Below are 15,101 nucleotides of genomic sequence, written 5' to 3' on the forward strand. Positions count from 1 at the left end.
CCTATTTATAGACATTATAAAAAAGTTTGAAAAAAGCTAAAAATTAAACTAATCAAAACAAGAAAAGTAAGCCTTAATCGCTTGAGAAATGAAACTATAGTGAAGTGAAGCTTAAGGGAAGCTTAGAGGGGAAGAAAATGGAGATATTTTTTTAAAAATACGCCTCAAATTAGATTTCAAAAGCTCTAGCAAAATACAACATAAAATTATGATGCATCGATTAAACCTAACTGCATATATTAATGTTAAAGCTACAATAAAGGTTTGTATAAAATTTTTACTTCATCCATAGTTTTAAACAAAAACTTAAAAAATAAATATAGCAATTATCAAATCTTCCAATACGATTTTAATCTGTGCTTTTTTTACATAATATAACTAATCTAAAAAACTAGAAAAACCACTACACACAACAAATAAGAAAATGTATCATCCTCTATTAAAAATTAAAAAATATTAAACTTTTTTAGAATACGAAATATAGAAATACAATAAAATATAAACTAAAATTAAGATTTAAGCTTAAGTATTTATTAATCTTGATAAATATTAAGTTAGATTTAAGTTTTTCATACATAGAATTGAGCCTATGCATATAGATATTTTTTAACATATAGGTTGGATGTAATGAAATTTTTAACAATATTGGTCATGTTCTTTAGTTTCTTATTTGCCGCTGTAAACATAAATACAGCTTCACAAAAAGAGTTAGAAAAACTTCCGGGTATAGGCCCAAAAAAAGCTAAAGAAATAATAGACTACAGAAGCAAAGAGCCTTTTAAAAATATAGAAGACATTAAAAAAGTTAAGGGCATAAATCAAAAACTGTTTAATAAAATAAGAAACGATATAGAAGTAAAGTCTAACAAAGACATACCTTCTAAAGACAAGGCTGCAAAATAACCCTTATAAATCTAGATTGCAAGATTCTACATATAGAATCTTGTGCATATCCTAGTACCCACAAAGCGTGCTCACACGCTTGTAAAAAACATAATCTCAAAAATAAAGCTTTTCAAAAAGATGTTAAATGACTTCTTATTTAAACAACTTCTTAATGAAACTATTTGTATATTGTTTTATCATTGGTCTTGTGGATCTTTCTGCAAAAGATGCCACTAAACAACAACAAATAGAGGCTAACATAGAGGCTAAAGAAAAAATACAAAAGCCTAAAAAAGATAATAGCCAACAAAAAAACTTTACAAGCTCTCAAGATATAGCAAATCTTAAAAACTTAGAAAATACTCTAAATCTAACAAGCCCTAGCCAAATAGACCTAAAACCAACTAAGACCAAAAAACGCCTGAAGTCCTTTCCATTAGGGCACAACAAGATATTTGAAGATGAAGATATAGATATAGCAAAACTTGCTCCAGCTTGCTCTACTACACTTCACACCCTAACCAAGCCCAAAGAAGAAAAGCTTTCAGAGATCCTAAGCGCACTAGCTTCAGAGTGTGGATTTAGTGTAGAGTACATAAACTGGGTGGAAAACGACACCCTAGCCCTCCACCTTGATAAAAGACCACTAAAAGACATCCTAAATATCTCTCTAAGAAATTACTACTATGAAGTCTCACCCTTCTTGCTTAGAATCTACGGTCTAGCTTTTGAAACTTTTGATATAAACTATATAGCAAGTGTGCGTACTACGCTTTCTAACACTTCAGTTACTCTCTCCCAAGAACAAAACCAAAACTCATACTCTACAAGCTATAACTATGGCACCTTTCAGCCAAATCTCGCCACTAACCCCTACACCTTAAACAATGCTTTTGAAGGCTCCTTATCGGGCAATAGACCAAGTAGTAGTGGTACTAAAATCTACTCTATGGATGAGTTAAACTTTTGGGATGGCTTAGAAAAAGAACTAAGTTTTTTGCTTAAAAGTAGCCCTCCAAACGTAAGCACAAACAACCCACAAGTAGCAGTTAATAATTCAAAATTTAGTATAGATAAAAATGCTGGCTTAGTAAGTGTGCTTGCCAATAAGTCTCATATGCGCCAAGTATCACAATTTTTAGAAAACATGCACACAAAGATGAGAGCACAGATATTTCTAAACGTTGAGATTTTAAATATCACTCATACTAAGTCTACAAATGCAGGGATTGACTGGAATAATCTAGCCTCCATTTTTTCAGCCCCAGCCACAAGTGGAAGTTTGAATCTAGGTGGCAATGCAAATGGTGCTTTTAACCTTGACTACTCGCTAAATATACTTAACCCAAACGTATCTTTAAGCAGTATCTTAGGCTTTCTTGAGACCCAAGGAAATGTTAAATCGCTTTCAAATCCACGAGTAAGTGCACTAAACAACCAGCCAGCCATCATAAGCGTAGGCTCAGTGCTTAGATACTCGCAAAATCTAATCTTTCAAACAAGCAACACCAACAACACCATACAAAACCAAAGCGTGCAGTACCCAAGCGTCTTTGTTGGAATCTTACTTGATATCACCCCATCAATTAGCGACGATGAGATAATCTTACGTATAAACCCTTCAATCACAAGGGCAAAAAACGCCCTTATAGAAAATAGTGCCACAGCCCTTTCTAGTCCGCCAAATCTAAGCACCAATCAACTCTCTTCCATAGTCAGGCTAAAAAATGGCGAAAAAGTTATAATTGGCGGGCTAATAAGCAACCATAACGAAACCAATGAAAACGGCATCATAGGCTTAAGAAGAGTAAAAGGCATCTTTTCAAACACTAAAAAGCTTAATAGAAGCGAAGAGATAGTTATCATCATCACGCCAACTATTATAGAGTAGCTAAACTCTAGCCTCATAGCTAATATAGTAGCTAGCAAAGCCTTGCAATAAGCCTTATTAAAGCTTTTAGTAATAAAGTCATTTTTATAAAAACTACCATAGCCAATATTAGCCAGCTACCACAAAGCCTTAGTTTTTAAGTAAAATAAACATCGTTATGGAGGCTACTATGTTTGAAAAAATTGAAGAGATAATAAGAAATATAGAAAATCTAAGAGATGAAATAACCATACTTTTAAATATGGCAAAGCTTGATCTAATAGACTATATCCTCATAAAAAGAGGCTCAAAAGACATGCCCGAAGGGCTATCCATGGGTATGCTAGCTGATATAGATGAAGAAGTAGACAAGCTAAAAAAGCAAATAGATCTTCTTAATAAGATAAAACGCGAGATGCTAATCTTTTAAAGCCTGCTTTTTAGATTGTGCATACTCTTAGCTACTGCACCTTAAGTTAAATTCCATGCTAACATAGAATCTAAAAGCACAAAACTAATACGCCTTATTTAGATACTCTTGCAAGGAGCAAGCAAGGTTTGCTTCCTTAGTGCTAGTTTCTTTTTTGATAGCTTTTATAGCACTTAGCGCCCCTGAGACTGTGGTAAAGTAAGGTATGTTCATCTTCAAAACTGTAGCCCTTATAAGCCTTGCGTCTTCTTTTGCTTTTTCATCACTTGTGTTTACCACTAGATCTATTTCGTTATTTACTAGTAAGTCGTTGATATTTGGCCTACCTTCGCTAATCTTTAGTACCTGCTTTACTTCAACACCCGCTTCTTTTAAGATCTTAAAAGTCCCAGTAGTTGCAACTATCTTAAAGCCCATATCATAAAAGCTTTTAGCTAGGCCTAAGGCGTGCTCTTTATCGCTATCTTGCAAGGATATAAATACCGTGCCAGATGTAGGAAGAGGATTCTTACAAGCAACTTGGGATTTAAAAAAGGCTATCTCTGGACTTTTAGCTATGCCCATAACCTCACCTGTGCTTTTCATCTCAGGGCCTAAAAGCAAGTCAGCTCCCGGAAGCTTGTTAAAAGGAAAAACAGATTCTTTAACGCTAAAGTGTTTTAGGTGCTTGTGAGTGTAAAGATTATCTTCTAACTTTCTTAAGATGTCATACTTATCATAGAATCTAATCGCATCTAAAAGTGGCTCATCACACATAACGCGAGTTGCAACCTTAGCTAGTGGAAGCCCAGTGGCCTTGGAGGCAAAAGGCACAGTTCGAGAAGCGCGAGGGTTAACTTCTATGATAAAAACTTCATCTTTATAGATAGCATACTGGACATTCATAAGCCCTTTTACTTCAAGCTTTAAGGCTATCTCTTTGCTTATCTTGCAGATCTTTTCTACTAAGGCTTCATCTATGCTAGTAGTTGGAAGATAAGAAGCACTATCACCGCTGTGGATTCCTGCTTCTTCGATGTGCTGCATGATGGCACCTATATAGACATCTTTGCCATCACTTATGCAGTCTAAGTCAAGCTCTATTGCCTTGTCTAAAAACTTATCTATCAAAATAGGATTACTTTCGCTTACAGCGATTACTTCATCCATATACTTTTTAAGCTCAAAGTCATCATAGACTATACGCATAGCACGCCCGCCTAGTACGTAGCTTGGGCGCACTAAAACCGGAAAGCCTATGCTTCTAGCTACTGAGTGAGCTTGCTCTTTAGTTAAGGCTATGCCATTTTCTGGTTGGTTAAGCCCTAGTTCAACTACAAACTTTGCAAACTTCTCTCTATCTTCAGCTTTATCAATGGCTTTTGGCTTAGTACCTATGATTTTAGCATTAATCTTACTTAAGAGGTTTGCTAGTTTTAAAGGCGTTTGACCACCAAAGTGCACTATGATTCCATCTACTTGCTCTTCTTCTATAACACTTCTTACGTGCTCAAAGTCTATTGGCTCAAAGTAAAGCTTATCGCTTGTATCATAATCAGTGCTCACAGTTTCTGGATTGCAGTTATACATAATGCTTTGTATGCCCATATCTTTTAAAGCAAAGCTTGCGTGTACACAGCAGTAGTCAAACTCTATGCCTTGCCCTATGCGGTTTGGCCCACCGCCAATTATTAGCACTTTTTTAAGCCCTTTAGAATCTAAATTATTAGCACTAGATTCTAAATTATCATCAAGCAAATTATCATCAAGATATTCGCTTGGCACATCTTCATAATTGCCAATGCTAGAATAAAGATAGTTACTTTTACAAGCAAACTCAGCCGCACAAGTATCTACTTCGTTGTATTTATGCTTTACTCCTAGGTTAAGTCTAGCTTGGTAAACTTCACTTTCTGTGATATCTAAGCCTTCATTTTCTTGTAGCCAGTGGCTTATATTTTTATCACTAAAGCCATAGCTTTTAGCCTCTTTCATAAGCTCTTTATTAGTTAGTATTTCTGTAGTTATCTTTTGCTCATAGTCTACTAACTCTTTTATCTCGTTTAAAAACCATCTATCTATCTTACTTAGCTCATAAACCTCATCTACACTTAAGCCCAGCCCAAAGCCCTCAGCTATGTATAAGATTCGGTTTGCATTAGGACGCCTTATCTCTTTTTTGATCAAGATAGAATCTGTGCTTATACGATTAAATCCATAAAAGCCTTGCTCTAGTGAACATATAGCTTTTTGAAGGCTTTCTTTGAAAGTCCCGCCAATTGCCATAACCTCACCTATACTTTTCATAGATGTCGTAAGGCTAGAGTTAGCAAGTGGAAACTTTTCAAAAGTAAATCGTGGAATCTTAGTCACTATATAATCGATACTTGGCTCAAAGCTAGCAGGTGTGCCAGTGATGTCATTTTTTATCTCATCTAGACTAAAGCCAACTGCTAAAAGCGTGGCGACTTTAGCTATAGGATAGCCTGTAGCCTTTGAAGCAAGAGCACTACTTCTACTAACACGTGGATTCATCTCTATAACTGTCATACGGCCATTTTCTGGGTTGATGGCAAATTGCACGTTGCTCCCGCCTGTATCTACCCCTATCTCACGCAAGATTTTAAAAGAGGCATCACGCATACGCTGATACTCTTTATCAGTTAAGGTTAAAGCTGGTGCTATAGTTATAGAATCTCCAGTGTGTACGCCCATAGGGTCAAGATTTTCTATACTGCAAACTATGATGCAGTTATCTTTGTGATCCCTTATAACTTCCATCTCATACTCTTTCCAGCCAAGCAAAGATTCTTCTATTAAGATCTCATGGACTGGGCTTGCATCAAGACCGATTTTAGCTAGGGTTTTAAACTCATCTATGTTATAAGCTACTCCACTACCTCCACCAGCTAAGGTAAAAGACGCTCTAATAATTAGTGGGAATCCTATCTCTTGGGCTGCTAAAAGGGCTTCATCTTCATTATAAGCGTATCTTGACTTTGGTATATCCATGCCAATTTTAAGCATGGCTTCTTTAAAGGCTTGCCTATCCTCACCTTTTTTTATAGCCTCTGGCTTTGCTCCTAAGAATCTTACACCTTTAAGAAGTCCTTTTTCATGCATACTCATAGCGACATTAAGCGCAGTTTGCCCACCCATAGTAGGTAAAACTGCATCAATATCTTCTTTTTTAATAATGTCTAATATTATCTCAGGAGTTATAGGCTCTATATAGGTTTTATCAGCAAAGTCTGGATCTGTCATGATGGTTGCTGGGTTAGAGTTTATAAGCACCACTTTATAACCTAGCTCCTTTAAAGTCTTAACAGCTTGCGTGCCTGAGTAGTCAAACTCACAAGCTTGCCCTATAACTATAGGACCTGAGCCTATAAGAAGTATGTTTTTAAAACTGGTGTCTTGCATATAAAATCCTTAAAGATAAAAAGTGAGTTATGAAAATTGTGCTAAATTATACCTTGTACTTACTCTACTTAAAAACCAAAATAAAGGCAAATCTTGACTTCACCCACTCCAAAAAGACTTAAATACAAAATCTACATCTTCCTAGCCATCTTAATAGTTGTGCTAATATTTGATCAATTCCTAAAGTATGAAATCTTGCGCCTTGCGTTTCACAAGTATGGCACTATAAATATAGATTCTATAAGCTATCTTTTTAGAAGCGAGATTATAGATATAGCACTAGTTTTTAACAAAGGCGTAGCTTTTAGCTTTTTAGCTTTTCTAGGGGATAATCTTAAATACATCCAGCTATTTTTAATCCTAATCATAATCATCTTTTTTATCCAACAAAGACGCTTTTTTGAAGAGTACTTTATAGGCTTTGGCTTTATCTTTGGAGGAGGTATAAGTAATATTATAGATAGGTTTTTATATAAAGGCGTAGTTGATTATATCTACTGGCATTATCAGTTTAACTTTGCGATATTTAACCTTGCTGATATGAGTATAAATCTAGGGATAATCATAATGATAATAACCATGCTTATAAAAAGAAAAAATGCAAGATAGGGATTAAAAGCTAAGCTATAAAGTTAAACTTTTTACATAAACCCATAGGTTAAAAGAGTAAAAGCAGATAGTAAAAACACAAAGAATATAGTAAGCATTTTTATAAAAGATACTTATAAAACTTAAGGCAAGATAGGCTAAAAGCAAAGATAAAGGTGTATAAAACTCACTTAAAAAAAACTTCATATCTAAAAATGGAAGCAATAAGGAATCTATACTTCCTCCAAGCCCTACAAGATGCAAAAAAAGACTAAGTGGGAAGAAAAGCACAAAAGCCAAACCAACTGGGATAGAGACTAGCTGAAAGGGTGAAAAGTAAGGGAAAAAGTAGTGCACAACTGGCATCATCTGCAAAAATAGCAAGAGATTAAAAAGCACTAAAGTTAAAAAAGCACTTTTAGTTTTCACATACTTTATGAATAAAAATATATAAAAAACTCCCGCTACTGATAACAAAAAGCCTATGTTAAAAGCAAGGCTTAAATCTAGACTTAAGGCAAACAAAGCACAAAGCATAAGACTATAAAAGCTTACTATCTTAAGCCCTGAGAAAAGCAAGAAAAAAGCAAAGCTTGCCATTAAAAAAGCTCTAAAAAATGAAGGCTGAAAATCAAGCAAGACAAGATAGCCACCCATGCAAGCAAGGATTAAAGCCCCTATATCAAAGTAAGCATTACGATGGGGATAGAATCTTGCTTGAAAGATTCTATAAATAGGCATAAAAAATATATAAAGCATAAGGCTTAACACACCTAAGTGAAAGCCGCTAATTGCTATTATGTGGGCTAAGCCCAAAGAGTTAGAAAGATGTCTTAGGGCTGGATCTAGGCTATCTCCTAAGAAAAGTGCTGCGTGCAGATTACCCAAAAGGCTATTTTTATGTTGGGCATAAACTAAGTCAAGCAAGCCAAAAGAAGTTGGCATAACTGCCATGCCCATGTTTATAAAAAAGCAAGATTTAAAAGAATCTAAAAAAGAGCACTTATTAGCCTTGCCTAGGATTTGCACGTCTTTATTACGCAAGTCTTTGAGGCTTTCAAAAGGAGTGTGTTCTATAGTGTAGAGATTAAAGCCATCTTTAGTTTTTAGCTTGAAGATAGTCTTGTTGTCCTTTGGGTACTGAAGTATGACTTTTGCTTCTATTCTTTTAGTATCTTGCAAAGCAAGGTAGTTTTTATACTTTAAGCTTAAAGTGATGCATAAGATACAAGAAAGAACTAAAAAGACAAAGATATAATCCCGCTTGCTAAATATATCTAGACTAAAACGAGTATCTTTAACATGCCTGCTTTCAAAAAGCCAGTAGTATCTAAGAAAAGACTTGCAGATATCTAGAGTGCTTTTAAAATGCCTTTTCAAGCCCACCCTTATATAGTCTTAGTTAGAATCCATATGCATAGGCTTAGATTCTTTATCCACGCCCTTCATATCATGCATATCCATAGACTTAGATTCCATATGCATGCCATTCATATGGTTAGTATCCTTCGCATCAGATTTATTAGTAGAATCCATATGCATGCTTTCCATGTCACCATGCTTCATATCCATATCTTTCATCTTATCCATATCTTTATCTTGCATGTTCATAGACTTAGAATCCATATGCATGCTTTCATGGCTCATGTCCTTCATGTGCATGCCTTCCATATGCATATCACCCATATCCATGCCTTTCATATCTCCATGACCATGCATCCCATGCATCCCCTTCATGCCCATATGCATACCCGGTAGCATATACATCTTACCTATCATCATCCCATAACCCATATATATATTTCCTGCACCAAAATAAAGCATTAAAAGCATAGAAAGTCTTAAAAGCCAAGTGCTAAGTCTTGCTTTAAAGCCGCCTCTTATAAGACTTCCTAAGCTTGTGCCTATTAAAAAAAGCGGTAAGAAAGTCCCTAGTCCAAAGGCTATCATGCCAAGTATGCTTAAAGGGATGGAGTTAAAGCCAGCAGCAACAAGGGCAAAGGTGTACACAAAGCCACAAGGTAAAAAGCCATTTAAAAGCCCCAGTAAGTAGTAGCTAAAAAAGCTTTTTGCTTGCAATGTATACTTAAAAGCCTTCTTATACCAAGCAGAGTTAGCACTAGGTGTGACATAGCCTAGCACTTTTGGATAGAAGTTAAAAAGAAGCGCAGTTATGATGATTAAAGCCCCTATTACTATAAAGACTATACCTCTATGGAAGTTATCTATAAAACCTTTGCCGATTATAGAAAAGATGATACCTACTATTATGTAAGAAGTAAGACGACCTAGAAAGTAGACAAAGTTACCTAAGGCAATGCGCGTTTTGGTGTTATTTATAGATTTGGTCGTATTAAAGCCTAAAACTATCCCTCCACACATCCCTACACAGTGCCCCCACGCACCCAAAAAAGCCGCTATAAATATACCAAGTATCGCTTCCACTGTCTTCCTTCATTTTGAGATATCTTTATCAAGCTTATGATTAAAAGTCAAAGAGGGTTGTATCGCCCTAGCTTACTATCTAAAATCTTTTATTAACTTTAAGTCTCATATTTATCTAGTAGTGAAAGTGAAGTTTAGAAACTTTTTATCAAAAATTAAAGCTATGAAGGCTAGTTAGTTCCAAAAGACTAGCCTACTCTGAAAGATACTTTTTTATAAACATAAAGTGCCTTAGGTGAAACATTAGCTCTCTCATCTGTCTATAGATTCTAAAAAGCTCTTTAACTATCTTAAAAGCTCCAATGTTTTGGTTTTTGGTCATGGTTATAGTTGTGTGCTGATTGTGTTCATTTGATATAACCAACTCTGGTACATAAACCATCTCTACTACTCCATTTAAAAAAGAGTTGCTCATATAGTTATCAATTGGTATATAGACCTTTTTAGCATGTTTTATAAACTTCTTAGCGGCCTCTGGAGTTATGTAATAGCAAACTGCACTAAGTATAAGTTTAGGACAGTAGGCAAACCTTCTTCCAATTAATTTCATGGTATGAAAAGATGAAAGATGAAGTTTTACATAGCTATAAGGGGAGTTAAAACACTCTTTTATGCCCTTATCAAAGTAGCAGCCAAAACTGCAGTCATCTTCTAGCACAACTATAGGCTTATCTAACTCTACACATTTTTCCCAAAGATAGTAGTGAGATGCAAAGCAAGCTATCTCAGTTTCACTAATTTCAGGTTGACGCCAAAGCTTGTTTAAAAACTTATCATGCCTTTTTATGAAACCATTTTGTTTTATAGAATCTGGAGTTTGTGCTTCAAAAAAGTGAAAAACTATCTCTGAGTCTTGATGCTTTTCTCTAAAACTTGCAATATTAGCCTCCATAGCTTCTTTTCTTGCAGTACTTTTTTTAAGATTTATTATAAAAGCATCCATTTTTTAAACTCACTTTGTATTTTTGTCGATTTTATAAGGTAAATATTATCACTTTTGATATTAAAATAACAGATAGCAAAAAAGTAACTTACATATAAAGAAGCCAATACTATGAAACTAAAACTTGCCCTTTTAACCATAACAGCTACCATACTTGCATTTAGTGCACCAATTTATGCCAAAAGTAAAACACCTCTTAATGAAAACTCACTTTTAAACTCACTAGGCATAAGCACACAGCCTTCTTATATAGATCATATAGCTGAGAAAAGTGGTGTGTTTGTGGGCATAGGGGCAGCTACTAATAAGTTTGAACTAAAAAGCATAAGTGGGACTTTACTTCTAGGCTACACTCAGTTTTTTAATAAGTACTTGGGCATAAGGACTTATCTAAACTATGAGAGGGTGCCAAGTGACTACTATGGTGGTTTGAATATAGATTTAATCTATGACATATTTCAAGGTGAAAAGCTAGGCTTTGGTGTGATAGTAGGCAGTAGTAATGGATACATAGCCTTCCCAAACAAAGAAGAAGGCTTTATAAGTCAAGTAAATGCCGGGGTTAGCTTTAGCTTTGATGGTGGGCACAACAGGCTTGAGCTGCTTGCTAGAATCCCACTTAATAACACTACTTTTAAAACCCTTCCAAAGGCCACTACACTTTACACTTTTAGCTATACCTATACTTTCTAAGCTAGATTCTAATCTTTAGAATCTATAACATCTTAATATTCTTAAAGATAAATCTTTGCAAGCCTCCTTCAAAGGAAGGCTTTCATGTACTTTGAAGCTAAGGTTAAGTTATCTTAGATTCTGTGCCTTGATATAAACTAGCTTAGTTAGCAACTAAGCCAAATATCATAACGACAAGATAAAATCCTAAATTTTAAATATCTTCTTCATGTTTGCACTTTATACAAACTGCTTTATTTTTACCCTTTTGACGCATAAGATAGCCGCACTTTTCACAGTGCTTATTAACTGGTTTAGTACTAGAGATAAAGTTACACTTTGGATAGTTAGAGCAGCCATAAAACACACTCCTTGCACGCTTTGCTACTATCTGCCCTCCACACTCTGGGCAAGGGACTTCTAAAGCGTCACTTTTTAAAGACTTGGTGTTTTTACACTTTGGATAGTTAGAGCAAGCTAAAAACTCTCCATTCCTCCCTTGCTTTATAACCATGGGCGCGCCACATTTTTCACATACCTCATCAGTTGGAGTGGCATTAACCTCGCTTGTCTCTTTTTTTTCTTTCTTTATGTAGCGACACTTTGGATAGTTAGAACAACCCACAAAGTCGCCATATCTCCCACTTCTTAAAACCAAAGGCTCGCCACACTCTGGACACATCTCACCGGTTAATTCATGCTTTTTAAGTGAGACTATATTTTTCTCACCCTCTTCAAGCTTAGCACTAAATCCTTCATAAAAGTCCCAAAGCACTTCTTCCCAGTTAGTTGAGTGGCTTGCTATAGAATCAAGCTTAGATTCTAAGGCTGCTGAAAAGTTAGCATCTACTATCTCATTAAAGTTATTTTCTAGCATGTCAGTTACGGTAAATGCCACTTCTTCAGTATGGATTTGCTTTTTTTCTATGGAAATATAGTTTCTATCACCTAGTAGTTTTATAGTTGGAGCATAGGTACTTGGACGGCCTATACCTAAAGATTCCATAGTTTTTATAAGGCTTGCTTCTGAGTATCTAGCTGGTGGCTCAGTAGTTTTAAGAGTTTCTTTTATAGGGTCAAATGCTATAGCTTCACCTTCTTTATAGCTTGGTAAAAGCTTGTCTTTATCCTCATTGCCCATCACTTTATAGAATCCATCAAAGACTAAGCTTCGTCCAGTAGTTTTAAAAGTAGCACTTTTTGAACTTGCCAAAACGCTTAATGTGTCAAATACCGCACTAGTCATCTGCGTCGCCACAAAGCGGTTAAATATAAGCGTATAAAGCTTTAACTCATCATCTTTAAGATAGTCTTTTGCGATACTTGGCGTAAAGTCTATGTTGGTTGGGCGTATGGCCTCGTGTGCTTCCTGGGCGCCTTTAGCCTTTGAGACAAAGCTTCTTGGACTACTAACTAGATACTTATCTCCATACTTTTCTTTTATATAGCCCCTTAAAGCTGTGAGTGCTTCTTTGGCTATATTTAAGCTATCAGTTCTCATATAGGTTATAACACCTTGTAAGCCCTTATTAGTCTGTACTCCTTCATAAAGCCTTTGTGCCACACTCATAGTTTTAGTCGGGCTAAAGCCCAAAACACTACTTGCACTTTGCTGCAAGCTTGAAGTCATAAAAGGCGCACTTGGGTTAGTTAGTCTTTGCTTTTTTTCTATGCTTGTGATTTTATAACTTTCATTTTTTAAGATGGTTAAAGCGGCGTCTACTTTTTCTTTTTCTAAAAAGCTAAGCTTTTCAATCTTTTCGCCTTTAAACTCATGCAGATCAAAACTTACATCTTTATCAAAAGCATTTATAAGATAGTAGTTTACTGGCTTAAAAGCCCTTATCTCTTTTTCTCTATCAACTAGGATTTTTAAAACGCTACTTTGCACACGTCCTGCACTAAGGCCTTTGTTTATCTTTTTAGCTAGAAGTCCTGAAAGCTTAAAGCCTACTATCCTATCAAGCAGTCTTCTTGCTTGCTGGGCGTTAACTTTATCCATATCTATGCTTCTTGGATTTTCTAGTGAGTTAGTAATAGCTTGCTTTGTTATCTCATGAAAGACTATACGAGGAAAGCCTTCTATGTTTTCTTTTAAAGCCTCTATGATGTGAAAGCCTATAGCCTCACCTTCTCTATCTTCATCGGTTGCGATATAAGTAGTCTCGGCTATATCATGAAAGGCTTTTATCTTTTCTACTAGCTCTAAGTGATCTTTAGCTAGCTCATAAGTTGGGGTAAAACTATGATCTTTTATAGTTATGCCAAAGCGAGATTTTGGAAGATCCCTTATATGTCCTTTTGAAGCTATGACTTCATAGTCTTTGCCTAGAAAGTTTTTTATAGTTCTTGCCTTAGCTGGAGATTCTACAATTATTAGATTCTTTAAAGTTTTGACTTTAGGCTTAGTGCTACTAGCACTCTTAGGAGTAGTGCTAGTTTTAAGTGCAGTTTTGCTAGGTGTTTTAGTAGTAGTTTTAGATGAAGTTTTAGTAGTTTTGGCTTTAGTCTTAGTGGTTTTAGAAGGTTTGGAATCTTTGGTGTCTATGGAAGAATCTTTTGTTTTGGAGTTAGCGTTTGGCATATTTATCCTTGTGTTTGATAAAAAAGTAATATTAAAGCTTTAATTATTCTAACTTAAGTAAATGTAACTTATAATCTATACTTTAATTTATTGCAAGGATTTTGATTGTTTTTTGGACGTCGTATATCAACCCATTTTGATTATGTCCTAATCTTACTCATCATCCCTTTAATTTTAGTTAGTACATTTTTGCTAAGTGAAACATCAACTGCCTTAATGTATCGTCAGTTAAGCTACTCTTTTTTAGGAATCTTTGTCTTTGTTTTTGTTTTTTTTGTCCCTTTTAGATACCTCTATAAAAGTGTCATAGCCTTTTATGTCATCTGTATACTACTTTTAATAGCCGTTGACTTAATAGGCACTACAAAGTTAGGTGCTCAAAGATGGATAAGCATAGGTGGCTTTTCTTTGCAGCCTAGTGAACCAGTAAAGATAGCCATCATCTTGCTTTTAGCCCACTACATCCACCACAACCCTCCTCCAAAAGGAGGCTATGGAATCTTAGAGTTTTGTAAGATTAGCTTTTTTATCCTCTTGCCTTTTTTGCTAATCCTTAAAGAACCAGACCTTGGAACTGCCCTAGTAGTTTTAATCATGGGTTATGGCATGCTTTTTATCATAGGGGTTAACAAAAAGATATGGATAACTATCATAGTAGTTATAGTCATCTTTGTGCCTATAGCCTATAAGTTTGAGATAGTTTTAAAAAAGTACCAAATAGATAGAATCCAAACGCTTATAAGTGGCAAGCCAAAGGCTCAAGTTTATCAAAGCCTTATAGCTGTAGGAAGTGGGGGCTTAACTGGGAAGAGTAAAGAAGATTCCACTCAGTCTAATCTTAAGTTTTTGCCAATTGCTACGAGTGATTTTATCTTTGCCCACTTTGCAGAACGCTTTGGCTTTATAGGCTCTTTAATCCTCATCATCCTTTATATGTCTATAGTTGTACACATCTTTTCTTTTTGTTTTATAGAGAGTAAGGACTACTTCATGCGGGTCATTGCCAGCTGTGTAGCCTTACTTTTTTTTATATATGTGATAGTTAATATCGGTATGACTATAGAGTTAGCTCCAGTAGTTGGCATACCTCTGCCACTTTTTAGTTATGGGGGGTCTAGCTTTATAACCTTCATAGTACTTTTAGCCATGCTAGAGAATGCAAAGGTGTTTCGTTTTGAACTTTCTTACAATCCAGATAGTAACAATACTAACCTTTTTGGAAAGATAGGATCCATTATCAAAAGGAAAAATAACCTTTTTAGATAGAATGAGAAAATATTAA

Annotated in this window: 11 protein-coding genes; 6 read left to right on the forward strand and 5 right to left on the reverse strand. The window is 35.3% G+C overall.

What is annotated here, in order from left to right:
• Positions 1 to 627: 627 nt before the first annotated feature.
• The 3 genes from BKH40_RS05810 (at position 628) to BKH40_RS05820 (ending at position 3,185) form a co-directional block, all read left to right on the forward strand.
• A complete protein-coding gene (locus BKH40_RS05810; protein WP_180675145.1) occupies positions 628 to 903 on the forward strand; it encodes a ComEA family DNA-binding protein in 276 nt (91 codons plus the stop codon).
• A gap of 127 nt (positions 904 to 1,030) precedes the next feature.
• On the forward strand, positions 1,031 to 2,776 hold the full coding sequence (locus BKH40_RS05815) for a pilus (MSHA type) biogenesis protein MshL (RefSeq protein WP_095277757.1): 1,746 nt from the start codon (positions 1,031 to 1,033) through the stop codon (positions 2,774 to 2,776).
• Between the two features lie 169 nt (positions 2,777 to 2,945).
• Positions 2,946 to 3,185, forward strand: coding sequence for a DUF2443 family protein (locus BKH40_RS05820; RefSeq protein ID WP_095277759.1), 240 nt, complete (start codon positions 2,946 to 2,948; stop codon positions 3,183 to 3,185).
• Positions 3,186 to 3,269: 84 nt separating this feature from the next.
• Here BKH40_RS05820 and carB read toward each other — a convergent pair whose 3' ends face one another.
• Positions 3,270 to 6,587 (reverse strand): carbamoyl-phosphate synthase large subunit, encoded by a 3,318-nt coding sequence (carB, locus tag BKH40_RS05825; protein ID WP_095277760.1) that lies wholly within the window; start codon positions 6,585 to 6,587, stop codon positions 3,270 to 3,272.
• 93 nt (positions 6,588 to 6,680) lie between these two features.
• On the opposite strand from carB, the gene lspA reads away from it, so the two are divergent.
• Positions 6,681 to 7,196: a signal peptidase II gene (gene lspA / locus BKH40_RS05830; protein ID WP_180675146.1), complete on the forward strand. Its 516-nt coding sequence runs from the start codon at positions 6,681 to 6,683 to the stop codon at positions 7,194 to 7,196.
• 15 nt (positions 7,197 to 7,211) lie between these two features.
• On the opposite strand, the gene BKH40_RS05835 is transcribed toward lspA, so the two are convergent.
• The 3 genes from BKH40_RS05835 to BKH40_RS05845 form a co-directional block, all read right to left on the reverse strand.
• Positions 7,212 to 8,555 (reverse strand): ComEC/Rec2 family competence protein, encoded by a 1,344-nt coding sequence (locus tag BKH40_RS05835; RefSeq protein ID WP_095277762.1) that lies wholly within the window; start codon positions 8,553 to 8,555, stop codon positions 7,212 to 7,214.
• Between the two features lie 18 nt (positions 8,556 to 8,573).
• Complete coding sequence (locus tag BKH40_RS05840) at positions 8,574 to 9,620, reverse strand: sulfite exporter TauE/SafE family protein (protein WP_095277763.1); 1,047 nt, start codon at positions 9,618 to 9,620, stop codon at positions 8,574 to 8,576.
• Positions 9,621 to 9,813: 193 nt separating this feature from the next.
• Positions 9,814 to 10,563, reverse strand: coding sequence for a glycosyltransferase family 25 protein (locus BKH40_RS05845; RefSeq protein ID WP_095277765.1), 750 nt, complete (start codon positions 10,561 to 10,563; stop codon positions 9,814 to 9,816).
• 111 nt (positions 10,564 to 10,674) lie between these two features.
• Between BKH40_RS05845 and BKH40_RS05850 the strand changes: the two genes are divergently transcribed.
• On the forward strand, positions 10,675 to 11,256 hold the full coding sequence (locus tag BKH40_RS05850) for a hypothetical protein (protein ID WP_095277767.1): 582 nt from the start codon (positions 10,675 to 10,677) through the stop codon (positions 11,254 to 11,256).
• Between the two features lie 193 nt (positions 11,257 to 11,449).
• Here BKH40_RS05850 and topA read toward each other — a convergent pair whose 3' ends face one another.
• Positions 11,450 to 13,819, reverse strand: a complete 2,370-nt coding sequence (gene topA / locus BKH40_RS05855; protein WP_095277768.1) for a type I DNA topoisomerase — start codon at positions 13,817 to 13,819, stop codon at positions 11,450 to 11,452.
• A 105-nt stretch (positions 13,820 to 13,924) separates the two neighbouring features.
• Between topA and BKH40_RS05860 the strand changes: the two genes are divergently transcribed.
• A complete protein-coding gene (locus BKH40_RS05860) occupies positions 13,925 to 15,085 on the forward strand; it encodes an FtsW/RodA/SpoVE family cell cycle protein (RefSeq protein WP_095277770.1) in 1,161 nt (386 codons plus the stop codon).
• Positions 15,086 to 15,101 lie beyond the last annotated feature (16 nt).

This window comes from Helicobacter sp. 11S02629-2 (genome assembly GCF_002272875.1).
Taxonomy (GTDB): Bacteria; Campylobacterota; Campylobacteria; order Campylobacterales; family Helicobacteraceae; genus Helicobacter_I.